This is a genomic window from Idiomarina tyrosinivorans (assembly GCF_003987475.1).
In the GTDB taxonomy this organism is placed as follows: domain Bacteria; phylum Pseudomonadota; class Gammaproteobacteria; order Enterobacterales; family Alteromonadaceae; genus Idiomarina; species Idiomarina tyrosinivorans.
The window spans coordinates 235,071-261,947 of the sequence record NZ_PIQH01000003.1 but is presented as its reverse complement, the minus strand read 5'-3'; the positions used below and the strand labels follow the sequence as shown (position 1 = coordinate 261,947).

Annotated in this window: 23 protein-coding genes and 1 tRNA gene; 12 read left to right on the top strand and 12 right to left on the bottom strand. The window is 49.2% G+C overall.

The genetic code is table 11. From position 1 onward, the window contains the following. Positions 1–29 precede the first annotated feature (29 nt). From fliE to CWI84_RS04610, 6 genes are all read right to left on the bottom strand, one after another. A complete protein-coding gene (fliE, locus tag CWI84_RS04635) occupies positions 30–368 on the bottom strand; it encodes a flagellar hook-basal body complex protein FliE (protein ID WP_126841405.1) in 339 nt (112 codons plus the stop codon). A gap of 72 nt (positions 369–440) precedes the next feature. Further along, complete coding sequence (locus CWI84_RS04630; protein ID WP_126841404.1) at positions 441–1,790, bottom strand: sigma-54-dependent transcriptional regulator; 1,350 nt, start codon at positions 1,788–1,790, stop codon at positions 441–443. Beyond that, positions 1,783–2,814, bottom strand: coding sequence for a sensor histidine kinase (locus CWI84_RS04625; RefSeq protein ID WP_198674480.1), 1,032 nt, complete (start codon positions 2,812–2,814; stop codon positions 1,783–1,785). Before CWI84_RS04625 ends, CWI84_RS04630 begins: the two co-directional genes overlap by 8 nt. 100 nt (positions 2,815–2,914) lie before the next feature. Then, on the bottom strand, positions 2,915–4,402 hold the full coding sequence (locus CWI84_RS04620) for a sigma-54 dependent transcriptional regulator (RefSeq protein WP_126841403.1): 1,488 nt from the start codon (positions 4,400–4,402) through the stop codon (positions 2,915–2,917). A 77-nt stretch (positions 4,403–4,479) separates the two neighbouring features. Then, complete coding sequence (locus CWI84_RS04615) at positions 4,480–5,013, bottom strand: DUF1285 domain-containing protein (RefSeq protein ID WP_126841402.1); 534 nt, start codon at positions 5,011–5,013, stop codon at positions 4,480–4,482. After that, on the bottom strand, positions 5,014–5,640 hold the full coding sequence (locus CWI84_RS04610; RefSeq protein WP_126841401.1) for a LuxR C-terminal-related transcriptional regulator: 627 nt from the start codon (positions 5,638–5,640) through the stop codon (positions 5,014–5,016). Positions 5,641–5,861: 221 nt separating this feature from the next. Here CWI84_RS04610 and CWI84_RS04605 point away from each other — a divergent pair, with 221 nt between their 5' ends. From CWI84_RS04605 to pdxH, 3 genes are read left to right on the top strand one after another with little or no spacing between them, the layout of a single operon-like run. Further along, entirely contained in the window at positions 5,862–7,535 is a 1,674-nt protein-coding gene (locus tag CWI84_RS04605; RefSeq protein ID WP_126841400.1) for an amidohydrolase, read from the top strand. A 20-nt stretch (positions 7,536–7,555) separates the two neighbouring features. Then, positions 7,556–9,106 (top strand): DUF3369 domain-containing protein, encoded by a 1,551-nt coding sequence (locus tag CWI84_RS04600; protein WP_126841399.1) that lies wholly within the window; start codon positions 7,556–7,558, stop codon positions 9,104–9,106. 8 nt (positions 9,107–9,114) lie between these two features. Further along, positions 9,115–9,759 carry a pyridoxamine 5'-phosphate oxidase gene (gene pdxH / locus CWI84_RS04595; RefSeq protein ID WP_126841398.1) on the top strand — a complete coding sequence of 215 codons (645 nt, stop codon included), beginning with the start codon at positions 9,115–9,117 and terminating at the stop codon, positions 9,757–9,759. On the opposite strand, the gene CWI84_RS04590 is transcribed toward pdxH, so the two are convergent. Continuing rightward, a complete protein-coding gene (locus CWI84_RS04590) occupies positions 9,756–10,814 on the bottom strand; it encodes an Ldh family oxidoreductase (RefSeq protein ID WP_126841397.1) in 1,059 nt (352 codons plus the stop codon). The genes pdxH and CWI84_RS04590 overlap by 4 nt on opposite strands. 72 nt (positions 10,815–10,886) lie before the next feature. Between CWI84_RS04590 and CWI84_RS04585 the strand changes: the two genes are divergently transcribed. The 4 genes from CWI84_RS04585 (at position 10,887) to CWI84_RS04570 (ending at position 15,051) form a co-directional block, all read left to right on the top strand. Next, the gene (locus CWI84_RS04585; RefSeq protein ID WP_126841396.1) at positions 10,887–11,915 is read left to right on the top strand and encodes an ATP-dependent 6-phosphofructokinase; all 1,029 of its coding nucleotides are present in this window, start codon (positions 10,887–10,889) and stop codon (positions 11,913–11,915) included. Between the two features lie 100 nt (positions 11,916–12,015). Further along, on the top strand, positions 12,016–12,954 hold the full coding sequence (gene speB / locus CWI84_RS04580) for an agmatinase (RefSeq protein ID WP_126841395.1): 939 nt from the start codon (positions 12,016–12,018) through the stop codon (positions 12,952–12,954). Continuing rightward, on the top strand, positions 12,954–14,873 hold the full coding sequence (gene speA / locus CWI84_RS04575) for a biosynthetic arginine decarboxylase (RefSeq protein WP_126841394.1): 1,920 nt from the start codon (positions 12,954–12,956) through the stop codon (positions 14,871–14,873). The genes speB and speA overlap by 1 nt, the downstream gene beginning before the upstream one ends. 102 nt (positions 14,874–14,975) lie before the next feature. Then, positions 14,976–15,051: transfer RNA gene (locus CWI84_RS04570), tRNA-Phe, on the top strand. 407 nt (positions 15,052–15,458) lie between these two features. Here CWI84_RS04570 and CWI84_RS04565 read toward each other — a convergent pair. Continuing rightward, the gene (locus tag CWI84_RS04565) at positions 15,459–16,430 is read right to left on the bottom strand and encodes an IS30 family transposase (protein WP_126841393.1); all 972 of its coding nucleotides are present in this window, start codon (positions 16,428–16,430) and stop codon (positions 15,459–15,461) included. Between the two features lie 164 nt (positions 16,431–16,594). Beyond that, positions 16,595–16,780 carry a hypothetical protein gene (locus CWI84_RS04560; RefSeq protein ID WP_126841392.1) on the bottom strand — a complete coding sequence of 62 codons (186 nt, stop codon included), beginning with the start codon at positions 16,778–16,780 and terminating at the stop codon, positions 16,595–16,597. Between the two features lie 210 nt (positions 16,781–16,990). On the opposite strand from CWI84_RS04560, the gene CWI84_RS04555 reads away from it, so the two are divergent. From CWI84_RS04555 to CWI84_RS04535, 5 genes are all read left to right on the top strand, one after another. Then, the gene (locus CWI84_RS04555; protein WP_126841391.1) at positions 16,991–18,241 is read left to right on the top strand and encodes a TolC family protein; all 1,251 of its coding nucleotides are present in this window, start codon (positions 16,991–16,993) and stop codon (positions 18,239–18,241) included. A 3-nt stretch (positions 18,242–18,244) separates the two neighbouring features. Further along, a complete protein-coding gene (locus CWI84_RS04550) occupies positions 18,245–19,357 on the top strand; it encodes an efflux RND transporter periplasmic adaptor subunit (protein ID WP_126841390.1) in 1,113 nt (370 codons plus the stop codon). A gap of 11 nt (positions 19,358–19,368) precedes the next feature. After that, entirely contained in the window at positions 19,369–22,566 is a 3,198-nt protein-coding gene (locus tag CWI84_RS04545) for an efflux RND transporter permease subunit (RefSeq protein ID WP_126841389.1), read from the top strand. A gap of 62 nt (positions 22,567–22,628) precedes the next feature. Next, on the top strand, positions 22,629–23,516 hold the full coding sequence (locus CWI84_RS04540; RefSeq protein ID WP_126841388.1) for a cation diffusion facilitator family transporter: 888 nt from the start codon (positions 22,629–22,631) through the stop codon (positions 23,514–23,516). Between the two features lie 2 nt (positions 23,517–23,518). Next, positions 23,519–23,854: a YnfA family protein gene (locus CWI84_RS04535; RefSeq protein WP_126841387.1), complete on the top strand. Its 336-nt coding sequence runs from the start codon at positions 23,519–23,521 to the stop codon at positions 23,852–23,854. 605 nt (positions 23,855–24,459) lie between these two features. On the opposite strand, the gene CWI84_RS04530 is transcribed toward CWI84_RS04535, so the two are convergent. The 3 genes from CWI84_RS04530 to CWI84_RS04520 form a co-directional block, all read right to left on the bottom strand. After that, a complete protein-coding gene (locus CWI84_RS04530) occupies positions 24,460–25,320 on the bottom strand; it encodes an AraC family transcriptional regulator (RefSeq protein WP_126841386.1) in 861 nt (286 codons plus the stop codon). Positions 25,321–25,413: 93 nt separating this feature from the next. Continuing rightward, positions 25,414–26,157 carry a DUF3307 domain-containing protein gene (locus CWI84_RS04525; protein WP_126841385.1) on the bottom strand — a complete coding sequence of 248 codons (744 nt, stop codon included), beginning with the start codon at positions 26,155–26,157 and terminating at the stop codon, positions 25,414–25,416. Continuing rightward, positions 26,148–26,774 carry a hypothetical protein gene (locus CWI84_RS04520; protein WP_126841384.1) on the bottom strand — a complete coding sequence of 209 codons (627 nt, stop codon included), beginning with the start codon at positions 26,772–26,774 and terminating at the stop codon, positions 26,148–26,150. Before CWI84_RS04520 ends, CWI84_RS04525 begins: the two co-directional genes overlap by 10 nt. Positions 26,775–26,877 lie beyond the last annotated feature (103 nt).

Below are 26,877 nucleotides of genomic sequence, written 5' to 3'. Positions count from 1 at the left end.
CCACGACTGCTCTCCGTTACTGCGCTGGGTTAAACTGGCATTGCCATGATGTCTTTGTAGGCTTGTACAAGCTTGTTGCGTACTTGGACCGTTGCCTCAAACGCGATACTGGCTTTTTGCCCAGCAATCATGGTTTGTTCGAGAGTCACGTTCGGGTCGCCCAGCTCCATCCGGGTTTTCAATTCACCCGAGGTTTGCTGCAGCTCGTTAACGTTATCCAAGGCACCTTTCAACATTTCGCCGAAATCGGCCTGTGCGGTATTACCAATGGCGGCAGAGGCTTCAGAGCCGATGGGGGTATCGGCTGCCGAAGCCATGCCTTTTAACTGTTGCAGTTGTTGGTATAGAGCATTAGGTTCGACTTTCATAAAATCACCTTGCGTCAAAATTTCTTCATGTATTCGTCTTAAATGAACAGATGCAATGATGATGCCAACCTACTATTTGGGAATGACGAGACCCTGTTCGCGCATTTTGGCGATTTTGTAGCGCAATGTCCGTGGACTAATTCCCAGTTCTTCAGCAACATCCTTGCGTTTGCCACCGTTGCGTTGCAGCGCCGCACTGATAATCCGGTATTCTTGTTGGAATAGCTCGCCGCCAAGGCCATCGGCTTGCTGCTGTTCAAGTTGCTCTGGTAACGCCATTTCCGCCGCGCCATGCTGCTCATCAAGCAGAATGTCATTGGCATTAATGGTTTCGCCTTGGTGCATGATTAACGCGCGCTGGATAACATTCTCCAATTCACGCACGTTGCCGGGCCAGTGGTATTCGCGTAAACGTTGTTTCGCGTCATCCGCTAAGCTCACCGGATAACTAATCCCGGCGCGCTGTGCATGGCGTCGTAATAGCAGTTCGGCTAACGGTTCAATATCATCACGACGTTCCGCTAACGCTTTCCAATGCAATGGAAACACGTTCAAGCGGTACATTAAATCCTCTCGGAATTGCCCTTGTTTAACCGCTTCTTTCAAGTCGCGGTTGCTGGTCGCAATAACGCGTACATCGAGCTGGATGGTCTTTCTTCCACCCAAACGTTCAACTTGGCGCTCTTGCAATACGCGCAATAATTTTGCCTGCAAGCTGAGGTCCATTTCGGTGATTTCGTCGAGCAACAGGGTACCGCCCTGTGCCAACTCAAACTTACCGGGTGAAGATTGCACCGCGCCAGTAAATGCGCCTTTTTCATAGCCAAATAGAATGGACTCCAGCATGCTCTCTGGAATCGCCGCACAGTTAATAGCAACAAAGGGCTGCTCAGAGCGCGCCGATTGCTGGTGAATAAAGTGCGCCAATACTTCTTTACCGGAGCCACTTGGACCAGTGATCATCACCGTAGCATCGCTGGCAGCGACTCGCTCCGCAAGCTGAAATAAGTTTTTGCTGCTGGCATCTTCGGCAACCGGTTGATCAATCGATTCTTCACTCACGGGTAAATAACGGCACACCAGTTGTTGCAATTTCTCGGTAGAAAAGGGCTTACTCAAGTAGTCCACAGCACCTTCACGCATCGCAACAACCGCGTCATCAACGCGGGCATAGGCGGTCATCATGATCACCGGCAAGTCGATTTGCTGGTGGTGCATGCTGCGTAACAACTGCAACCCATCTAGGCCTGGCATTTGCACATCGCTGATAACCAACTCAATCGCTTCTTTTTTCAGCAGCAACAACGCTTCTTCACCGCTACCGGCTTGGTAACAGTGATACCCAGAAAGAGACAGGGTATCGACAATTGCTTCGCGTAACGCAACATCGTCTTCAACGACCAACAGTGAGCGTTCAACCATAGTGTGCAATCTCCTCAACTACTTCGTCTTTGTCGGCCAGCAGCGGGAGTTGCAGGGTAAAGGTGGTGCCCTGTTGCGGCTTGCTGGTGACAGAAATTTGACCTTGGTGGGACTGAACCACAGAACGTACAACGGCTAAGCCCAAGCCCGTACCGTGTGATTTGCCGGTAAAAAATGGGGTGAAAATTTGTTCTTGTACCGCAGCATCCATCCCACAACCGTGGTCGATAACGTACAACCAAAGCTGCTGTTGCTCTTTGTCGATGCGCAGCGTGACAGAGGCCCCAGGCTCACTCGCATCAACCGCATTGGTAATAAGGTTTTGGATGGCGCCGGATAGCGCGGTTAAATTGGCCTGCAATGGGGTGTCTTGGCAGCTACATTCAACCTGCAAATGCACCTGACGCTGCTGAGCATAGGCTTCTACATGACCCAAGCAATGTTCAAAAAGCTGTTTTACCGACAGCCGTTCCAGCACAGGCTGATCGCCGCTTTTCGCGAACAACAGCATGTCATTGACTTGGTGTTCTAAGGTTTGCAGCCGATTTTGCAGTTTATCAACAAATTGCTGACGCTTCTCATCAGTCACTTGCGGTAACTTTAAATTGTGTGCATAAAGCATAGCGGCCGATAATGGTGTGCGGATTTGGTGCGCCAGCGACGCCACCATTTTGCCCATTGATGATAACCTTTGTAGGTGGCTTAACCGTGCCTGCAGCTTGCGAGTTTCCGTTAGGTCGGTCATCACAATTAGCTGCCCAGGCTGCGGATCTAATGATGAAATATCTAACCTGACTCGACGCCCTGAACGAAGTGACACTTCATGGCCGTCATCGGCACGCGGCGCAAAGCGGCGGGTAACCAAGTCACGCCAAAGTTCGCCAGCCAAAGCGCCTTCCAGCAGTTGCTCCGCATGAGCGTTTGCTAACTGTACACGGCCGTCTAGATCCAATACGAGAACCGCATTGGGCATGGCATTAATAATTGCATCTAAACCATTGAGGTGTGTCATAGCATTCGTCATTTAGGGTACCTAATACACCTAAAATGCAATAGCTATGCCAATATTTTATCGTTTTATTTCAGTAGGTTATGTGGGGTTTTTGAGGTGTCGTAATTTTGACTCAAGACTCTTCACGCACCAGTTGATACTTTTTCATTTTCTCAACTAACGTGGTGCGCCGCATACCGAGCAGTTCGGCCGCTCTGGCAACTACCCATTCCGACTGCTCGAGCGCTTGCCGAATAAGATCAACTTCAATATCGCTGAGCATGTCTTTTAAATTAACCCCTTCCGGTGGCAGAGGTTGCCCTGAAGATAACTGAATTTCTTGCAACACGGTTTCAGCGCCTTCGTCATCGTCTTCTAGCAACGCTTCATTGTCATTGTCATCGTCGCTACTGGCGAAGATATCGTTCAACGCTTGTCGCTCTAACACTTCTTCGGGATATTCTGGCACCACAGGCACGGCATCGATATGTTGATATTTTGGCGGCAAATCGTAGACATCGACAATGCCATCAGGGTGCATTATCGCCATCCGCTCTATCAGGTTATTGAGTTCACGAATATTGCCTGGCCATTGATGGATCTTGAGAGATTCTATGGCTTTGTCGGTGAACCTGACTCCCACGCCATTTTGTGCCTCAAAGCGGGCAACCAACTCAGGCAGTAACACGGCAATATCGTCGGTGCGTTCACGCAGTGCGGGCATTTCAATGGGGAACACATTTAACCGATAATACAAATCTTCGCGGAATTTACCGTCGATGATCATCTGCTCCAACTCACGGTGAGTGGCAGCGACAATCCGCACATCGGCATTAATCTGTTTACTCGAGCCAACCCGTTCAAACACACGTTCTTGCAAAACTCGCAACAGTTTAACCTGCATTGGCAATGGCATATCGCCAATTTCGTCAAGGAACAGCGTACCCCCTTGGGCTAATTCAAATCGCCCTTTACGGGTATTGATTGCGCCAGTAAAGGCCCCTTTTTCATGGCCAAACAATTCGCTTTCCAACAACTCCGGGGGAATAGCGCCACAGTTGACTGGAACGAAAGGGCCTTTGGCACGCGGCGACAAATCGTGAATAGCACGTGCCACCACTTCTTTACCAGTACCAGATTCACCCAACACCAGCACATTGGCATCGGTATCGGCGACTTGCTCAATCATTACCCTTACATGAGCAATCGCCCGCCCCTGACCGACCAACGTGCGCATTAAACGCTTACTGTTTTTGCTTTTGCTTTTCGGTAACGGTTTTTGCCGGTGATATTCCTGACAGTAGTACAGGAGTTGCGCCACTGTAGGGTATTGAATGGTTTCGCCCAACCCCCCGATCACGTTACTGACTTTCAGGGCATGTTCGTGTTTTTGATGGGCAGAAATAAATGGGATATGCGGGTTGGCCTTTGCGAGCGCCGCAAGATCAGCTTCACAATCCCCTGCGATAACACATAGGGGTAGTTCGTGAGTATCAATTTTTCCCTCGCTAGCAAGGTCTATGCGCTCCACCGACTCGCCAACAAAGGTCAGCACAGTCTCTATTTCGCGGCAGCGCTCTGGCGTTGCTTCAACAAGGTATATCTTTTGCGGCTTTACCATATTTTCTTTGTTTTATGGGTTACTGCTTTTGCCATGCACTGTTTGCCATTGTATCGAAGGGATCAGCTTTGGCAATATCAACCCACTTCTCCGAGCAAATATTTTTTCCCCGCGCTACGAATGAAATAGCGTGAGACACCTTGTAGTTCTTCAACTTCAGCCATATCGACCCAACGATAAAAAACATTGCGGTGCAGTTTAGCTTGGAGACCACGATACACTGTTACGTATGGAATACCGTTGCGGACTTCGAGTGGGTGTTGGTCACTGATTGCGACCTTATCACCGACATTCGTTTCCACTAACCAAACTGTTTCACCGTCGTCACTGCTGGCCTGCTGATAATCCGTGATCACAAAAGGCACATCGGCAACTGAGATTTTTACTTTTTCTGCCGGGGTGACCAAATAATACTGCTGCTCTTCAACCACCAGCACCGAGGCAAATAGCTGTACCAGTTTTTGCCGGGCAATCTCGCTACCCTGATAAAACCAGCGCCCTTGCGAGTCGATACTGATCGGGATTTCTCCACAGTAAGGCGGATTCCACTGCTCAGTGGGCGCGTGCTTAACGGACTCTAAGCGCTGTATCCACTGCTGCAGAGATGCCATTTAGCCAACCAATTTCTTCTGGCGTAGCAAGTACCACAACGTCGCTTCGGTACGGTTGGATACCTTAATGGCTTTAAATATTGCTGATAGATGCACCCGAATGGTTCCTTCGGTGATCCCCAAAATATTCGCAATCTCTTTGTTTGATAGCCCTTGCGCCAGTAGCTGCATAATCTCTAACTGCCGTGGTGAGAGGAAGTTTTCCGCACCACCTTGACCGGCATTTGGCTCACTGACATGGGTTTCTTCTGGCAGGTAGCGGTCGCCTTGCAAAATAGCGCGAACGGCCGCCTTGGCATTTTCTGCTGAACTGTCTTTCGGCAAGTAACTGCGCATACCGGCTGATAATGCTTGACGGATTTCTGCCGTCGGCTTGGACCACGTGAATGCCACTAGATGCGCGCGTGGCGCGTACTTTTTAATGGCCTGTAACGCTGGACGAATTTCTTCGTCTGGAAGATCCATTTCCATGAAAATGACATTAAAGTCGTCGGCATGTTGCAAATAATCGGCGGCCACAGCAAAACTATTGGCTTCATATATTGCGGGATGATCAGCGTAGTTGGTAAGCAGCTGAATTAACCCAGATCGCAGAAAGAACTGCGGGTCGATGATGAGTATTTTCATTCCATTGGCTCATTAACTGACTAAACTCATTAACTTTTATCATAAATGGACGTCAGTTGGCGACCATTTTTACACAAACAATGCGCAAATATTTCAACGACTTGTTAAAAAATCTAACAAACTGGACCACGAACCCGATAGTTTGTGACGTCAGTATTAAAATTGCGTATAGTCAGTGAAGACTTCAGAAAAGCTAACATCCATAACAAAGGTAGCAGAAAATGGCGAAAACACCGCTTCGCAGCCTCGCATTTTTGGCAATGTTTTTTATTCCATGGGTTAACGCTCAGAGCCTTTACAAGAATGTCAACGGTTACACCTTGACCAGCCCTCCAGGTAAAGACGCCGTGTTGAACCACTTTTCTGAAATGGTCATTGCCGATGGCAAGGTGTTAGCAATTGGGCATGGCGAATTAGCCAAGCGCTTTCCCGACGCCAAAACCATCGACTTACAGGGCAAAACCGTTTTACCCGGCCTGACAGATGCGCATGGACATGTGCTTGGGTTAGGCCAAAACTTGCGCCAAGTAGAGTTGCGCGAAGCGCGCTCCGAAGCGGAGGCCGTGCAGCAAGTTGCCCAATACGCCACCAACAACCCCAATTTACGCTGGGTTATCGGTCGTGGCTGGAACCAAGAACTATGGCCATCGAAGCGCTTTCCTAGCGCCGAAGCCTTGGATGAAGTTGTTAACGATCGTCCAGTTTGGTTAACCCGTGTTGATGGTCATGCTGGATGGGCAAATAGCAAAGCCCTGAAACTTGCGGGCATAAATGCCAATACCATAGACCCAGATGGCGGTCAGATTATTCGTGACAGTGATGGTCAACCCACAGGCGTATTAGTTGATAACGCAGTAAATTTAATGAAAAAGGTGCTTCCAGAAGCTAATGCTAGCGAGCGACAGCGAGCGCTAACCGCTGCGTTCAAGCACCTATTATCGGTGGGTATCACCAGCACTCACGATGCTGGAATTAGCCAAAAGCTATTGCGCGATTACCAGCAACTTGCCGCAGAGGGCAAAATCCCCATGCGCATCTACGCAATGATTGCAGCAACCGATCCTGCGTTACCAGAGATGTTGAAACAAGGGCCGATCTACACCAAGGATGACCACTTTACCGCACGAAGTGTAAAAATTTATGCCGACGGTGCATTAGGCAGCCGTGGCGCAGCCCTGCTAAAGCCATACAGCGACGATAAGCATCAGCACGGTTTGATGGTAACGCCGGTGGATGAAATCCGCGATCTGTTTCATTTGATTGTACCGTTTGGCTTTCAAATTAACATTCACGCCATTGGCGACAGAGCCAACCGTGTTGCATTGGATGCTTTCGCCGAGGTTTACCAAGATTTAGGCGGTCGTAACCTGCGTAACCGCATTGAGCACGCGCAGGTGATTGCGCCAGCAGACATTCCGCGTTTTAAGGCGCTAAATATCATCGCCTCAATGCAGCCGACGCATGCCACCAGCGATAAAAACATGGCAAAAGACCGTTTAGGTGAACAGCGTTTAAAAGGGGCTTACGCTTGGCAAACGCTATTGGAGCAAGGCACGATTGTCGCTGCTGGATCGGACTTTCCGGTAGAACTGGCTAATCCGTTCTATGGTTTGCATGCCGCGGTGACTCGCCAAAGCCGAGACAACCAACCGCAAGGTGGATGGCGTGTTGATGAAGCGCTATCACTGCCACAAGCGTTGCGTGCTTTTACGCTCGATGCCGCTTATGCAGCACACCAAGACGAAATATTAGGATCGCTGGAACCTGGCAAGTGGGCCGATTTTATTGTTGTTGATCGCGACCCATTTGCTATACCTGCTAGTGATTTATGGAAAGTTGAAGTAGAGCAAACCTTTGTTGGGGGTAAACGCGTATATTCTTCAACGACACCTTAACCACAAGGACATCGTGAGCAATGAGTGATGACTTTTTATTTGCTGAAGAAGAACCGAAAGACGAGCCAGAGCTGGGGCTAGATCCCTATAAAGTACTGGTGGTGGACGATGATCCTGAAATTCATGCGATCACCTCCATGGCACTGAAGTCGTTCAAGCTCGATGAACACCCCATCGAATTTTTATCAGCCCACTCCGGCGCTGAAGCCAAAGAAATTTTAACCAAGCACGACGATATCGCCATGATGCTGCTTGATGTGGTGATGGAATCTGAGCATGCGGGCTTAGATGTTGCCCGCTGGGTGCGCCAAGATTTGGGCAACCGTCTTATTCGTATTGTGTTGCGCACGGGGCAACCTGGGCAGGCACCTGAAGAAGAAGTGATCGCTCGCTACGATATTGATGATTACAAAGAAAAGACCGAATTAACCTACCGCAAGCTAGTGACCTTAATGTACTCGTGCTTGCGTGCTTACCGAGACTTACATGCCATTGAGCGTAATAAACGTGGCTTGGAAAAGGTCATTCAAGCCTCCGCGGAAGTATTTAGTGCGCGTTCAATGCAAGGCTTGTGTCAGGGCATTTTAGAACAATTGGTAGCGCTAATCACCCATACCGACGACGCCCTCTACTGTCGCTCAGAAGGGCTATCAGCAGAAGCGTCCGCCGGAGAACCTTTTGAAATTATTGGCGGTACCGGTGACTACCGAGATGCCATTGGACAGAAAGTCGACGGCGATGTGGATTGGGCAGTCGTTGAGCGTTTAAAAGCGCAACAAGCGGCGGTTAATTTTGCCGTAGAGAAAGGCCGTTACTATGGCCTGTATCGTGCGGAAAACGGTAACTACTACTTGTTGTTTATCCGCGATATTCGTGATTTAAGCGACCTCGATTTGCACTTGTTGAGCCTTTTTGTGAACAACAGCGCAATCGCTATTGATAACCTGTCTGCGACCCAGACCGAGCGTGATGCGCAACGTGAGTTACTTTACAGCGTGGGCGAAGCGATTGAACGCCACTCGGTGGATAGCCGTTCACACCACATTAAGCGTTCAGCAGAAATGGCCGGTGTGCTGGCAAGAATTTCTGGTTACTCCGGTCAAGACATTGAACAATTAAAACAAGCGGCTTCAGTTTACGATATTGGCAAAGTGGCGGTGCAACAAGAGTTGGCGCAACGTACCGATGCCCTATCGGTGCACGACTACCAAGAAATTATGGAACGGGTGATTGAAGGCCATGAGTACCTCAAACAAACCGGCACCGATATCGCTAGCCTGGCGGCGCAAATTGCCTGTGATATTCATGAACGTTGGGATGGCACCGGTTACCCCAGCAACAAGCAGCACGAACAGATTAATAACGTTGCCCGCTTGCTACAGTTAACCAGCCATTACGACAGTCTGCGCCGTGACACGCAATATCGACCAGCACGCTCAATTGAGGACGCTACGAACTATATTAAGGAACACCAAGGTAAAATTTTCGACCCGCAACTGGCCAGTTGTTTACTCGACAATATCGACGCCTTGGAAAAAGTCCGGCAACAATACCCTGATAGTGAGAAGTAACTAACGCTATGACCGACTTACATAATATTCGTCGTGATTACCAGCGCGGTAGGTTATCCCGCGCCGACTTATTAGCCGACCCTTTTCAGCAGTTTGAGCTGTGGATGCGCCAAGCGCTCGCAGAAAAGCTTAATAGCGACCCCACGGCAATGACAGTGGCTACTGCCAGCAAAGACGGTATACCTAGCCAACGCGTGGTACTGTTAAAGTCATACGACCACAATGGCTTTGTATTTTATACCAACCAACATAGCCGCAAGGGCAAAGAGATTGCCGAGAATCCGCGCACCAGTTTGCACTTTGCCTGGCTAACGATGGAGCGCCAAGTCGCCATCGATGGCGTCGCTTCTGCGCTCTCCAGAGAGCGAGTAGAACAGTACTTTCATGCGCGCCCGAAAGCCAGCCAAGTGGCGGCGTTGGCGTCATCACAAAGCCAAGCGATTGATAGCCGCGCCACGTTAGAGCAGCGCTATCAACAGTTATTAGAACAATATGCAGAACAACAGGTGCCAGTACCTGAACAATGGGGTGGCTACCTAGTTACTCCCAATCGTTTCGAGTTTTGGCAAGGCGGTGAACACCGCCTACACGACCGCTTCAGTTACCAATTGGCTGCCGATAAACATTGGCACATTACTCGCTTACAACCTTAAAGCGGCTCAGGTAACGGCTGCTGATAACGCTCTGCGCAGCGCTGCATCACTTTTAGTGTAGCGGCGCTGTACTCAACGCCTTCGCGTAATTGTCGCTGCTTATTGAGGCAGGCCTGTTGCCCTGGAATGCGCACCGGTTTGTCTGGTTTAATCGGTTGTGCCGCACGCGCCTGCGCAAATAGCGCGTCCACCTCTTCAATAAACTGACTTTGGCTACCAAATGCACTAGGGTCCAATACCTGAACCCAAACACTATTGGCATCACCGTCCTGATGCCCTTGCGTGCGACCATACTGGCTTAACGCCATGGTCCAAATTTCACTGAACAGGGTTAAGCCATAACCTTTGTAGCCTAGAAGCTCGCCACCCAAGGGGGCAAGCGCTGCGCCGGGCTGCTGGAAAAAGGTCAGCGGATCGTCACTCCATTGTCCGTCAGGAGTGATTAACGCCTTATAAGGCAGCCGCTGTTGATTCGCTTTCGCTTGTCGCACTTTGCCCGCGGCCGTCATCGACAGACTGATATCGACCAACAACGGATGCTCAGTTGACGGGACGCCAACAGCCAACGGGTTCGGTGAAAATACCGCTTGCTTGGCGCCATAAGGCGCAACCGCTTGTTGTCCCGGGGTAGAACACATAATGCTAACCACTAATCCTTGCTCTGTGGCTAGGGTTAAATAGGCTGAGAGCGCAGCAATATGTTGGCTGCGCTTAACCACGATAGTGCCGCTACCGGCTTGCTTTGCCATTTCGCAGGCTTTCGCTACCGCTTTTGGCATCACATACGGGCCAGGCAAAAATTTTGCGTCCCACAACGCCGTCGCGGCGCGCTCTGCCAACACCTCTGGTTGGCCTTTATTCAAACTTTTCCCCTGCGCTAACCAATCGGCGTTGTTTAATAACCGAATAAGGCCGTGGGTCGAATGACCAAGTAAGTCGCCCTCTAATAAATAATAAGCCACTGCATCGGCAATCTCTGGAGCCGCCCCTGCTTGTTGCAAGCATGCCGTTGCCCAGGTTAAGAGTGCTTCGGCGTCATAACGGCGGTGGCTCATAAGATTTCCCCTTGGTGATCAGGCTACAGGTCGGATAAGCTAGGGCTAAGACATTATCAAGGAGTGAAGATTGTGTCATCTGAAAAGACCATTCAACGCATCGCAGTGATCACCAGTGGCGGCGATGCACCAGGCATGAATGCCTGTATTCGAGCGGTAGTACTGACCGCACAACATTACGGTATTGAAGTACTCGCATTTCGCCACGGTTATGAAGGCTTACTCAATAACGATTGGCAACGCTTAGACGAAACCAATGTGCTGCATATTTTGCAGTATTCCGGAACCATTATTAAGAGTGCCCGCAGCGAACGCTTTAAACAAGCAGAAGCCGCGCAAGAGGCAGCACGCAATCTGGATGCTCACCAAATCGATGCATTAGTGGTGATTGGCGGTGACGGTTCGTTCCGCGGCGCCGACCATTTAAGCCACCATTGGGATGGCCAAGTGATTGGCGTGCCCGGCACCATTGACAACGACTTGTTTGGTAGCGACGATACCATAGGCTATTCGACCGCGGTAGAAACCGCCATGGATGCATTAGATAAAATTCGCGATACCGCAGAAGCGATGGACCGGGTGTTTATTGTTGAAGTCATGGGTCGCCATGCAGGCTTTATTGGCTTGAGTAGTGCTATGGCTTCTGGTGCTGAACGAATGATTTTGCCCGAACTACAACGGGAAAAACCGCTCACTGTGGCCTCTATTGTTAAGCACATAGAAGCCGTGCAGCGGGTGCGTGGTGATAGCAGCTACGTGATGGTACTGAGCGAGCACCAGTGGCCCGGCGGCGCGGTGCGCTTAGCCGAGCAGTTGGAAGATCGGCTACATTTACCCTGCCGCCCTTGCTTACTGGGCCATACCCAACGCGGCGGACGCCCCACGGCACACGACCGTATCCTGGCCACTCGGCTGGGTGTGCACGCCGTACAGCTGATCCGACAAGGCGTTAGTGGAGTAATGGCAGGTACCAGTGGTCAAGGTTTAGCGGAAACTCCGCTGGCCGAAACGTGGCAAAAACGTAAGGGTTTAAGCCAAGAATGGGTAGACATTCAACAGTCGCTTTTTAACCCTGTGAAAAAGTCGAAAAACGGCAGTTAACGGCAGCCCAATTTGATCGCAATAAGTGCTAGCCAAGCGCTATGGTTATCACCATAATAGCCGCCGTTAAACCTGCTCACGATTTAAGGGAGAGCCAACCATGTCAAAGCCAGAGTTAGCGCCTATTACAGTGCCGCTCAACGACCCCATAAGACCGTTTTTTGGGGCCGAGCATAGCCGTGCGTTACACGCAGGTGCAACCCATATTGTCGGCTTTGGCTTTGATGGTACCGCGTGCTTCCGCAAAGGCACAAAAGAAGGTCCTGACGGCCTCCGTGAGGTGTCAGAAGATATCGAATCGTATTCGCCCTATTTAGACGCCGACCTATTCGACGCACCCTTTTACGATTTGGGCAACTTGCGCTTAGGGTTCGACGAAGACGTTGAAGCTCAGTGGCACCATGCCGTGAACGATTTCGGCCAAGTGCTTGAAGGCCGCGACTTTGCCGCAGAAGGGCTGAAATTTTTAACGCTCGGCGGCGAGCACTCGATTTCCTACGCGCCGATAACCCACTACTTAAAGCAATACCCCGATATGGTGTTGTTGCACTTAGATGCCCATGCCGATTTGCGTGACGGCTTCTTGGGTTACCATTATTCGCATGCGTCGATTATTCGCCGTGTGGTTGACCATTTTGGTCCGCAACATCAGCTCATTCAGTATGGTATTCGCTCTGGTACTCGCGAAGAATACCAATGGATGCAGCAGCAAGGCACAGTGCGCACCTCGCGCAAAGACTTCTTAAACAGCGTAGCAGCCATTGCCGCTGACCGTCCGATTTATTTGACCCTAGATTTGGATTATTTTGATCCATCATTTTTACCCGGTACTGGCACGCCTGAGCCGGGCGGCGAAGACTTCCATTCATTTATTAGTTTAATGAAGATTTTGCGACAAAAACGTTTTGTCGGCGCCGACGTGGTAGAACTGTCACCGAAAATTGACCCCACCGGCAATTCCGACGTATTTGCTGCCAAGGTGGTGCGCGAACTGTTATTGGTGTTGAACCAGAATTTGAAAGAGAACGCAGGAAAATAATGACCGAGCATAACGACTATAGCTGGAGCATCGACGACGCTGAAGAACTCTACGGCGTAAAACGTTGGGGTGCAGGATATTTTTCAATTGGTGAGAACGGCAACATTAAGATAGCGCCAAACCACCGTTTACCTGATGTCACCATCGACATGAAGGAAGTGGTCGACGAAATTATTGCCGAGGGCATACAGTTGCCGGCGGTGATTCGTTTTCACGATATCCTCCGCTCGCAGGTTGAGATCCTTAACGAAACCTTCCAGCAAACCATCGAACAGGCCGACTACCAAGGCAAGTACACCGGTGTGTTCCCAATTAAAGTGAACCAAATGCGGGAAGTGGTGGAAGAGATCATCGATGCTGGTGAACCCTACAACTATGGTTTGGAAGCCGGTTCAAAGCCAGAACTGATGGCAGTGATGGCCTACAACGAGAATCCTGAAGCGCTGACCATTCTTAATGGCTATAAAGACGAAGATTATCTGACCCTTGCCCTACTTGGCCGTAACTTGCAGCGCAAGATGATCATTGTGATCGAGAAATACAGCGAACTGGAAATGCTGATTCCGTTGGCACGCAAGTACAACGTTGAACCGATGATTGGTTTGCGAAGCAAGATGATGGTGAAGAGCACGGGTAAGTGGTCTGGATCCAGCGGTGACCGCGCCAAGTTTGGCTTAAGCATTGCCGAAATCCTCAATATTGTTGAGCGCTTACGCCAAGAAGACATGCTCCATTGTGCGAAACTTTTGCACTTCCACATTGGTAGCCAGTTGTCTGATATTCGTAAAATCAAAGAAGCGGTTAGCGAAGGTGCTCGGCTGTATGCCAAGCTAGTGCAAATGGGTGTGCCACTTGAGTACCTCGACATTGGCGGCGGCCTTGGTATTGATTACGATGGCACCAGTTCTACGACCGACTCGTCACGCAACTACTCCACCGACGAATACGTCGCTGACGTGGTATGGGGTGTAAAGCAGGTTTGCGACTTAGAAAAAGTGCCCCACCCCAATTTAGTTAGCGAGAGCGGCCGCGCTATTACCGCCCACCACAGTTGTGTGGTCACTAACATCGTTGGCGAAGTGAAGCCGTCCAGCGTCGATTACGACATTAGCCCAGAAGATGGCGAACATATTCTGGTCAGTAACATGCGCGAGCTAGTCAGTGCAGAAGAATTGCATCCGCAAGAGCGATATAACGATGCCGCTTCGAACAAAGCCAGCGCCTATGAAGCTTTTAAGTTTGGAATCTTGTCACTACCAGAAATGGCTAAAATAGACACCATGTACTGGCAGATCCTTAGCGACATTCACGCCGATTTAGACAAAGACAGCTACATTATTCAGGAGTTGGAAGAGCTAGAAGATATGCTGGCAAGCCAATATCTGTGTAACTTCTCGATTTTCCAGTCAGCGGCAGATACCTGGGCGATTGGGCAAGTGTTACCCATAGTGCCAATTTCGCGATTGGAAGAGCAACCGCAAGTGCGTTGCTCCATTGCCGATATTACTTGTGATAGCGACGGTAAGCTCAGCAAGTACATCGAAGGCACAGAGATCAGCGACAATATCCCCATGCACACCCTGAAAAAGGGCGAGGAGTACCATGTTGGTATGTTCCTAACCGGTGCCTACCAAGACGTGATGGGCGACATGCACAACCTGTTCGGTCGTCTGACCGAGGTGCACGTATATTGCCACGATGATGAACCGGGTGATTTTTATATCGAAGAGGTGGTTCCGGGCACTTCAGCCGAGAAAGTGCTCGAAACCATGCAATACAACACTGACTTTATGGCCAAAACGGTGAAGAAATCGATCGACCGCCAAGTCCGTAAAGGTTCTCTGGCGCCACGTGAAGGCGTGCGCTGGACCGATTTTTACGAGAAGTGTTTAGCTGGAAGCACCTATTTGAAGGTATAAACGAAGAAAAACCCAGCAACTTGGTTACTTCGTAGGCAAACGGTTGAAAAGGGCAAAAAAGCGGTTGACTCCAACCCGAGAAAATCGTTTAATACGTCCCGCGCCCGGATAGCTCAGTCGGTAGAGCAGAGGATTGAAAATCCTCGTGTCGGTGGTTCGATTCCGCCTCCGGGCACCACCATTCTAAAGCCCTGCACTTTGTGCGGGGCTTTTTTGTTTGCGGTGGTGTACCAGATTTGTACCACGTTAGTTCACCTTGGTTAAGCTGCCAGCTAAGCGCCTTGGCTAACTTAGGTTAATCCTCGCGCTTCCAAGAGAGGCTCAGTGACAAATCCGCCTGCGTGATTCAACTCAATTAACTGATATAAGGTTAGTGCGAGCCAGAACCAAGCCAAACCTAATATGCCGTAGTAACTCTTAAAGAAGCCCTTGAGCTGTCACCCTTCGGATAACTCGAAGGGTTACGCTTCAAGTTCCTTTTTTGCTGTAAAACGTGATTTTGAGTACTTACAGAGGGTATAGAGAGGGAAATAGCCCGTTTTTAGTGGGTTTGCTTGTTCCCATTTCCTTATTTCCTAGATTCAACTAATAACTGCAACACTCGCTCATAGCCTGTTGCAATTGCTCTTTAAAAATTATGTCTGGCTGAATAAACCCCAGAGTTTTCCTAGGCCGTAAATTCAAGCGTTGCTGATATTTAGCCATCAGCTCGTTAGTTACAGTGCGCAAATCAGTACCTTTTGGCACGTATTGACGCAATAACCCGTTCGCATTTTCGTTCGCACCGCGCTGATACGAAGCATAAGGGTCAGCAAAATAAACGTCTGTGTCTAATTCTTCTGCAATTCGCTCATAGTCTGCAAATTCTAAACCGTTCTCAGCCGTGGTTCTGTGAACTAACTCCTTAAAAGGCTGAAGCATTTCGATAGTCGCGTTAGCAATGGCATCAGCGTGTTTACTTGTAACTTTTTTCACAAGATAAAAACGGCTTTTACGCTCTAACAGCGTGACGATAGCACCGGTTCCACGCTTGCCGATAACGGTGTCGATTTCCCAGTCGCCGTAGCGTTCCCGGTCATCAATAATTGCTGGCCGGTCGTGTATCGCGCGACGGCCTAAAATCCGACCTCGTTGCTTATGCAGGCGCTTTTTATAGCGTCTTAACCGGTGGCGAAGGTGAGTAAATAAACCACCGCCGCCGTAAAAGTCAGCCAGAACATAATTGTAAATCCACTCGTGACTGACTGGATAGCCTATTCGCGTGCAGATAGCCGATATCTGCTCCGGGCTCCAGTCCATCTCGAGCATAAGCTCTACAGCGTTGCGAGTATTCTCGCAAACCCGTTTGGGCTTTGGCTTTAAACGCCGTTTTAGTGTGCGCTCTTGAGCCAATTGAGGGTCATAAGACCCGCATAAATTGTTGTTTCGTCGCAACTCTCGATGGACGGTTGAGGGTGCAATGTTCAGCTTTCTTGCAATCTCTCGTTGTGAAAATTCTTCTGAGAGCAACGCAGAAATCTGGTATCGTTGCCCCTCGGTCAGCTGCCGATAACTCATGTTGGAACTCACTTTTTTTGGTCGAAAAGTAAGACTACCACATGTAGGTAGCTGACCTCCTTCCGACCTATCCCATTACATGAGTGTTGCGGTTATTATCTGAATTCAGGTATCATTAAAGTACTTGTTTATAGTTGCAGGTAATAATGCTTAGACTAGGATTTTTAATACTGGTGCTTGTTGCTGTTCTGACTCAAATCAGTCAGGCGGTTGCTGACGTGCATCAATCTCACCAGTCCTCTTCTGCACAACACCTCAATTTTGAGCATGACGAATCCCGCATCGACAAACGTAGCCTGCCTAAAAGTGGCGAAGTCAGCTTTGACTGTCACCACTGCTGTCACTGTCATGGCTCATTTCATCTCTATGCATTGAAATCAAAAGAAACGCTCGCTTTACCAAAACTAGGTACAACCCGCCCTGGGTATACCCAGTTTTACACTAACCCACTATCAGCGCCGCTGTTCCGGCCTCCCATCTCCTCATAGCTGCCAAATAAGCTGCTTTCGCAGCCAAAAAAATCATTATTTTACGCAGTAATATGACTGAGGAGTCTATCTATGGGTCTATTTTCGACATATAGCAAACGCTTGTTTGTTGCCGTCAGTCTGGCAATGAGTTCAAGCTACGCGAATACACAACAGCTGCCCGAGCAGTGGCAACAAACTGTGCAGCAACATCCCAGTGTTGAAGCCGCTCGACAGCAGGCTGAAGCGCTGATCCAACAGGGTAAACAATTAAATCAGCCTCTGTACAACCCTAGCTTATCGTCACGCTTAGAGCGCGAAGGTGACATCAATAATTACGCTGTTGGTCTAAGCCAAACGCTGGACTGGAGCACTCGCAATGAAGCACGTGCCAGTCAGAGTGACGCAATGACCGCTATGGCAATGAGTATTTATCGCCAAGCGGCGACATCGCATGCTAAAACTCTGCTGAATGCCTATGTGCAATGGCTTGATGCAAAAAAGCGTTACGCACTCGCCGAGCAGCAAAAGAAAATCGTTAAACAGGCGATAAGCCTGGTTGCCGAACGGCGTAAAGCCGGAGACTTAGGTGCCGTCGACGAACAACTGACGGTACTCGCACTAAGTCGGCAACTGCAACAAACTGCAGCGGCTTATCAACAACTGCAATCCGCTGAAGCAGAGTTAAACGCTCTGCTAACAACGTCTGATGTCGGTCAACTCTCCATTAACGAGGAGCTATTTAACGTTGAACCTGCGTTAACGGCTCGTTGGCAACAACATCCAGCGTTAAAAGCCGCTTACCTGCAATGGCAATTAAAGCGCGCCGATGTCGACTGGAAACGCTCGTTAACCACCGCCAACCCAACCGTAGGCGTCGAAGCGGGCGAGAGCGATAACGAAACAGTAGTTGGCTTATCATTCAGCATTCCACTACAGATTCGCAATAACTACAGCGATGCAGTACGCGCAGCCAATAGCGAAGCTGTTGCTGAAGAAAAACGTTTGATTGCGCTACGCCAACAATGGCAAGCAGCACTGAAATCGTCCCTTAACAACTACCGCTTTGTTAAAAAACAATGGCAAAGCTGGCAAAGAGACTTTCAATCTCGGCAGGATGAGTCGATGCAGGTGATTGAGCGGTCCTGGCTCGCCGGTGACCTATCCACCACAGACTACCTCACCGCTGTGCAACAGCAGCTCGATAGCCAATTTGCAGGGATAGCGCTGCAAACACAATATCGGTTGGCCGCCATTGAATGGTTGTACCGTTCGGGCGAACTCAGTAAAGCACTGACGTTATCGCCGTTAAGCCAGCCAACAAACGCAGAGATTGGAGAGTAAACGATGTCAGTAAAACCTTTATACGCAGCAATAGCACTTGCGCTGAGCTTTTCGGTTATGGCGCAGGATGAACACGGACACGACGAAAAAGAAGCTACCCACAAGGAAAGTGCAGGCGTGGAGCTATCCAGCAAGCAGCTGTCCATGGCAGATATCACCACGCGAACCTTGCAAACTCAAGTCATTGAATACCCGGTTTATGCCCCGGGCGAGGTGGTTGCTAACGACTTTAACAGCTATATCGTGAGTCCGCGCATCGACTCGACCGTGCTCAAACGTTTTGTCAGTATTGGCGACCACGTCGAAAAAGGTGAACCTCTAGCCACCCTCTTCAGCGCCACCATGGCGGAGGCGCAAAGTCAGTATTTGGTCACACTTAACGAGTGGCAACGCGTGCAGTCACTCGGCGAGTCAACGGTTGGTGAAAAACGCTTTGTCGAAGCGAAAAACGCCTTTACCTCAGCGCAAGCGCAGCTCAAAGCATTTGGTATGTCAGCCAGTGATATTAAGCGTTTAAGTAAAGCTGACTACCCTATCGGCGAATACCAACTGACCTCAGAAATTGGCGGAATTGTGGTTAGCGATAATTTCAAGCAGGGTCAGCAAGTTAATGCCGGTAATCACTTGGTTGAAGTGCTGCAAGAAGAAACCTTGTGGGTTAATGCTCGTCTACCAGGCTCAGCTGACCTTAGTGTGCAGTTTGGTGATCCTGTTACAGTGAGTGTCGACAATCAGCGCTTTGCGGCAAAAGTCATTCAGGAAGGCCACACAATCGACCATAAAACCCGCACCCGAACGGTACGACTTGCGGTAAATAACGAAAAGGACCAATTACACCCTGGTTTATTTGCGGATGTTTATTTCTCAGTCAAGTCGGATGGACCGGTGCTTGCAGTTAAGGACTCAGCCTTAATGCGGGCATCTGATGGTGACTGGCAGATATTCATTGAGCACGAACCCGGAAAGTTTGAACCGAAGAAAGTCGAATTGGTTGATGAAAAGGGTCCGTGGAAAGTCATTCGAGGCGTTAAGGAAGGCACAGAGTACGTCGATAACGGCGCGTTTTTCGTTCGCTCTCAAATCGCTAAAGGCGGTTTTGACCCACATAACCACTAACAGGAGGTTGTATGTTTCAGCGCATTATTCAGTTTGCTGTCGCTAATCGCCTGTTATTGGTATTGGCTTTATTCAGCATCAGCATTGCGTCATTTTTTGTTATTCCCAAACTTAATCTGGATGCCTTCCCCGATGTTACCAACGTTCAGGTAACGGTAAATACGGAGGCCCCCGGGTTAGCAGCGACCGAAGTCGAGCAGCTGATTACCTATCCGATAGAGTCGGTGATGTATGCTCTGCCCGACGTCAAAGAGGTTCGGTCAATCTCAAAAACAGGTTTATCGGGCATTACAGTGGTGTTTGACGAGAGTGTCGATATCTACTTTGCCCGGCAACTGGTGTTTGAACGACTGCAGGCGGCAAAGGAGTTGATACCCGAAGGCGTAGGTACACCCGAAATGGGTCCTAACTCCTCCGGCCTAGGCCAGGTTTATCAGTATCTGCTACTTGCCGAACCGGGCTCCGGTGTCAGCAGTATGGAGTTACGCAGTCTAAACGACTATGTGGTTAAACTGCTACTAATGCCCGTTGAGGGAATTACCGAAGTCTTGTCCTTTGGCGGTAAGGTTAAGCAATATCAGGTTAACCTCAATCCCGCTAAGCTGTTGTCTTACGACCTTACCCAGCAAGACGTAATGGGCGCGGTCAACAAGAATAACGGTAACGTTGGTGGTTGGTATATGCCCCGCGGTCAGGAGCAGTTGGTTATTCGCGGCACCGGTTGGTTGGATAGCGGTAAAAAAGGCCTGCAACAAATACGACAAATACCGCTCAAAACCGTTGACGGCGTTTCCGTAACACTGGGCCAGGTTGCCGACGTCGAAATCGGTAGTGAAATTCGCCAGGGGGCGGTCTCAATGTCGCGTAAAGTCGACGGCGAGGTCAACCAGCTGGGCGAAGTGGTATCGGGTATTGTGCTCAAACGCATGGGCTCGAATACCAAAGCCACTATCGACGGTATTAAAAAGCGCATTCCGCTTATTCAGCAAGCATTACCCGAGGGTGTCACCTTTGAGCCGTATTATGATCAGGCCGATTTAATACAAAAAGCCGTATCTACGGTCGCGTATTCACTGCTCATTGCCTTTGTCTTTATTACCGCAGTATTAGCACTGTTTTTGCTCAACATACGCGCTACTTTTTTAGTGTTACTGTCCATTCCCGTTTCTATCGCCATTGCCCTGATGGTAATGTCCGCGATGGGCATGTCAGCTAACCTGATGTCGCTGGGCGGGATTGCTGTTGCCATTGGTATGCTGGTCGACGGCTCCGTGGTGATGGTTGAAAACATCTTTAAGCACTTAAGTCGTCCGGATAGTGAACACCAAGACGACGCCGAGCAACGCACAGAGCACCGCGACCCAGATCCTCAGGCAGCCAAACTCGATAGCCATGGTATCAAGCTGCGAGTTAAGGAAGCGGCGAACGAAGTGGCACGACCGGTATTCTTTGCCGCCATGATTATCTTGGTGGTCTTTATGCCACTGTTTAGTTTTCAGGGTGTTGAAGCTAAATTATTTGAGCCCATGGCTATCAGTATTATGTTGGCCATTATCTCCGCGGTTTTTGTGGCCATCATGGTTGTACCGGCATTAGCCAGTTACTTTTTCAGTCGGGGTATTAAGCCTCGTGAAAATAAACTGCTTAAACCACTAGATAATGGTTATAAAAGACTATTATCGGTGGCGTTACGCAGTAAAAAGGCTGTTATTACCCTGGCCGGTGTGCTGTTTGTCGGCGCTTTGGTGTTAGTGCCTCGTCTCGGCACAGAATTTGCGCCCGAACTGGAAGAAGGCACGATTAATATTCGCGTGACATTAGCCCCCTCCTCTAACCTTGAAACGGCCTTAGAGGTGGCTCCGAAGCTTGAAAAAATCCTGATGTCGTTCCCGGAAACCACCTACGCACTCAGCCGCATTGGACGAGCTGAAGTGGGCGGTGATCCAGAGCCTATCAGCAACATCGAGATGTATGTGGGTGTTAAGCCGCAGTCTGAATGGACAACAGCATCGGATCGCTACGCCTTACAAGAAAAAATGGAGGCAAAACTAGATGATCACCCAGGCTTGTTGTTTAATTTTTCACAACCTATTGCAACACGGGTTGATGAACTGCTCTCAGGTGTAAAATCGCAGCTAGCCATCAAACTATTTGGACCCGAGCTTGACGTGTTGGCCCGTAAAGGCCAGGAAATAGAAAGTGCCGTCAAGCAGGTTGACGGGGCCGTTGCAGTAGCGATGGAGCAAATAAAAGGTGAAGCACAACTGGTGGTTTCGCCGAAACGCCAACAACTCTCACGCTACGGCTTAAATGTCTCCGATGTACTTAGCGTTGTCGACAATGGCTTGGGTGGCGCTTCGGCAGGCCAGATCATTCGCGGTAATGAGCGCTATGATATTTACGTGCGGTTGGCCAAGCAATTCCGCGATACGCCGGAGTCTATTCGCTCGTTACGCTTGTTAACTCCCTCGGGGGCCTGGGTAACCTTAGGCGAAGTCGCCAACGTTGCAATTGAATCAGGACCACCGCAAATCCGTCGTGATGATGTACAGCGTCGCGTTGTAATTCAATCGAACGTTCAGGGTCGTGACATGGGCAGCGTGGTTGCCGATATTAGGAAGGCGATTGACGAGAAGGTGGATTTACCAACCGGTTACTCAGTCGACATTGGTGGCCAGTTCGAAAGTCAACAACGAGCACAGGAGCGCTTGTCCATTGTCGTTCCCATATCGCTGGCACTCATCGCCCTGCTGCTTTATTTTGCTTTCGGCACCATGGGTCAAGCCATGTTGATTTTGGTGAATGTACCGTTGGCAGTCATCGGTGGTATTGTGGCACTCTATGTGTCAGGACAGTACTTATCGGTGCCCAGCGCCGTGGGTTTCATCACACTGTTTGGTGTGGCGGTACTAAACGGTGTGGTTCTGGTCGAAAGTATAAACCAGAGAATAACCGATGGGCATTCAGTTAATGATGCCGTGTTTGATGGCGCATGGTCGCGACTACGCCCGGTATTAATGACGGCAATAACCTCAGCGTTAGGACTCATTCCCATGCTGTTTGCAACCGGCGCAGGCGCTGAAATTCAGCGTCCATTGGCCACCGTCATTGTTGGCGGTTTGGTGTCTGCGACATTGCTAACACTGGTTATCTTACCCGTGCTCTATCCTTGGTTTTCGAAACAAAAAATTAAGGATCTGAGCCGTTAGGGTTCAATAGCATTTAAGGGGGCGGTTATTGCCGCCCCTTCTACTACAAAGAGGAACGTATTATGGGGCATCACCATAACCATGATCACTCAAAGGACATGCCGTCCAACCGCCTGGGGTGGGCATTTGTTCTTAACTTTGTTTTCACCATTATCGAGTTTATTGGTGGCTTTCTTACCAACAGTACCGCCATTTTAGCTGATGCCGTTCATGATCTTGGCGATAGCCTGTCGTTAGGTCTCGCGTGGATACTAAATAAACTTGGCAAAAAACAGGCTAACCAACACTTTACCTACGGTTATAAAAGACTGAATCTTGCCGGTGCATTTATTAATGCCGTTGTTTTAATCGCAGGCTCTGCCTGGGTACTTGTGGAAGCGATTCCCAGACTCTGGAACCCTCAAATGCCCATCGCTGATGGCATGATCGCTTTAGCCGTCGTTGGCATTACAGTTAATGGATTTGCCGCTTACAAATTGTCAGAGGGCAAAACGTTAAACGAACGCGTTATTAACTGGCACTTGCTGGAGGATGTTCTCGGCTGGGTTGCTGTACTTATCGTTGGTATTGTTTTGCTGTTCGTAGACTGGCCGATTCTCGACCCTATATTGTCGATTGGCTTTACTCTATTTATTTTAGTGAATGTACTACGCAACCTGGGGGCAACACTGAAACTCTTCATACAGGCCACGCCAGACAAAAAAACCTACAAACAAGTCGCGGACGCTTTACTGGAGCTACCTCATGTCGCTGACCTACACCATCTGCATTTTTGGTCACTAGATGGCGAGGAGCATGTATTAACCGTTCATTTGGTGTTATCTAAAAACCTTGATATCGAGGCCCGTAGCGATTTAAAACAGCGCATCGATGACGTCCTTGCGCCCTATGCTTTAAGCCATACAACGGTAGAACTTGAAGATCCAGATGAAACGTGTAGGGACAACTGATAATGAGTGCATTATTTTTAATGAAAACACTGGGCTTATTTATCGCAACCGCAATTGCTGAAATTGTCGGATGCTATTTACCCTACCTATGGCTCAAAGAGGGCCATTCTGTTTGGTTGCTCATTCCGGCGGCGATAAGCTTAGCCCTATTTGCTTACTTATTAACACTTCATCCGGCGGAAAGCGGGCGCGTTTACGCAGCCTACGGCGGTATTTACGTGTTAACCGCCATAGTTTGGCTGCGAATTATCGATAAATCGCCTTTATCCAGCTTCGACTTGATTGGGACGGCGTTTGTGCTCACGGGCATGGGGATCATTGTATATGGTTGGCGTTAGACTGGCCTGAGATTTAGTAACACGCTAAGTTACACGTTTTTTATTCCGATTAATTTTAATCTTTAAAAACAGGCTCTTATCAAAACCTTTCGATTCCGCCTCCGGCACCACCATTCTAAAGCCCTGCACTTTGTGCGGGGCTTTTTTGTTTGCGGTAGCATTGCGAAAGCAGAGACACATTTCAGCGTTTGACCTCCTAGCAGTAACTATTTATCGTTGATAGGTTAAAGCAGCTTTTTGTATTACGTTTTTATACGTTCGTTAAGTCTCGGAGTCGCTGAATGAAATGCCCCCATTGCAAAAAAGACATAGCTATTGAAAGAAATGGGTTAAGTTTTGTGTCGTACGATTATAATTGTCCTAAGTGTTTTAAGAAAATCCACTCTAAGTTCTCGGTACTGCACTTCTTAGCTGCGTTTGTCCTATTATTTATTGTTGCTACAACGGTCAGCTACATAGTTTTTGGTCATGACGATATCATCGCCGGTTACCCGACTTTATTAGCGATCGTTTTAAGCTTGTATTATGCCCGCCGACATAATAAAGCTGGTTAGATAAACGTGAATAGAACTGGGCTTCTCGCCCAGTTAAACCAGTGGCAGCTATTATTTCAGCGGAATATAAATGTCCGTTAGCAGGTCGCACTCGTCAACCTCATGAATGAAGTTGATGTAGTGGAAAAAGCACGGAAAATCCCTGACCTCTTCATTATTTTTCGGCAACCAATGACGATAAATATGGTAAATGGTATCGTCCATATTGGCATGGCTACCGCGATGACGAACCACAGCGCAACGGCCTCCTGGTATCACCGCTGTTTCTACACCAAAATCGTTAGCGGGCACGTCCTCGGCTATTTCGCCACAAACATCCCAACGGAAATCTTCCGCGGGTGTAGTATTCGGGTCGCTATGTGGGATTCCAAAAGTTCGGCTGCTGCCTACCGGCGATAGTCCAGTCTGCTTGCGCCACTGAATAAACTTACCAGCAGTGGCTAATACATTTTTTGGATCGCCTTTATGCGTCAATTTAGCCACTTTAGTGGGTTCGAACGTCACTACACGAATATCCATCGGTAATTCTCCTTGCGGTTTATAGTCAGTTGTTAAACGCTGGTGCCATTCAGGCCACCTTGGCGCCTGTCTAAACTCTGAAGGAGATTGTTCAAAGGTACGCTTAAAGGCTCGCGAAAAAGCTTCAGGACTATCAAAGCCGGCTTCCAATGCGATATCAATAACACGCTTTTCCGGTTCAAACGCCAGTCGGTATGACGCCCGTCGAAAACGCTCAAGCTGAACAAAGCGCGTTACACTGACCCCGGTAAAAGCGGCAAATAGTCGGTGAAAATGAAACTTTGATACAGCCGCAACATCACTCACAACGTTCAACGACAGCTCGTCGTCCATGTGCTGAGCAATATATTCACAGGCTTTAACAACACGGGCGTTGTAGGGCTTACTCGACATCGGCTTCCTTTGTTTACTATCTCAGAGCTAGACTACCGACGATAGTGCCTTATCCAGCCGCAGCTTTTCCTGATTGAAATTGCGCAATTGGCCTCAACCAAGCAAATAACGTGTAAGCGCGCCGACGCCGATGGCAATGCTAACGCTAAGCAATGTACCGAGCATAATATACTCGGTTAGTTTGCGGTCGCGGGCGCGCGTTAAGTCACCGATGCGGAAAATACTTTTCATCGCCAGCAGGAAGCCGACACCGACATATAAGCCGTTTAGGACAAAGCCAAAGATCAACCAACGCTCGATAATACCCAGCCATTTGCCCGCTTTTAGTAAGCCTTCATCATCGTCTAACTGACGGGTGTAACTGTCCAGCGCCATACTAATCGCAATCGCTACCGGTTCACTGAGCAACAGTACCGCTGCCAGTAATAACAATGCCTTTACGCTAAGTAAGTGCTCACAAAATGCTGCTAACTCACTTACTTGCCAAATGTTTGCCGCGGCACCCAGCGCCAGCGTTGTCCCAGCAATAACCAGCCAGTGGCCGACTTGGTCAAGCAGAAAATAACGGAAACCGCCTTTTTGATAAGACTTCCAAATATCAATCCCATAGTGGCTCAACACCACCGCTGCCCAAGCCAGTATTAGACTGGGTAAACTCATTGGCAGCGGACTGAGCGCTAAAGCCAGCGCAGCAACAATCGCATGCACCACGATATGCTTGAACAGTCCAAGCGATCGAATGCGATGCTGGTAGCGGCTATCAATCCATGCTTGCGGTTGTAGGTAAAAGTCGCCTAACAGGTGTGCCAAAAATAATAATAGTGCCGTTACCGCCATGGGTACTCCTGAAACTGGTTAAGCGTGGTTGCTATGGCATCCATATTCATGCGTTTAAAATGCAAATGCACATTTTGTCGACTGGTTGCTAGCTTATCCGCCAATGCTTGTTGGCTCAACTCTGGTGCCTGCAACCATGCCAGTAATATCTCGGCCTGGCGCTGCGATAAGTCGCCGGTGAGTTTATCGAACAGCATCACCGCCAATTGCCACGCCGATAATGTTGATAATTCCGGGTCAGTCAGTACTAACTGTAACGACCCGTTTTCTTGGCTTTCAAGTTGCCGACCTGATTGTTCGAATACCGGCCCTAGTGATTCACCTGGACTCTCCCGCAACAACTCGGCTTGGCCAACGGCCAAGGATTGTGTGGCCTGGCACTGCGGCGTTAACGTCGCTAATCGCGCTCGTACCGACAATGCCAGCGCTAAACCCTGCCCAGGCTCGCTAACATAAGCCTGAAAAGCATCACCGCGGTAAACCTGCCAGCGCAGATCACAGTGCTGTTGCCACTCAGCAAAGTGGCTTTTTAGCGCGGCAATCACGTTATTGAGTTGGGCGGCGGTGTAACTGCTAGAAGCAACGATGTCGCCACTCAGCACGGTTAAAACAGACATACGGTGTAAACCTTTTTTGCTTTACTTTTAATTTAGCAATCGTTTTAGGTTTACGCAATAGGGTTAATTACTTCGCTATCTTGGGTTTTCCGGCTAACTCCAG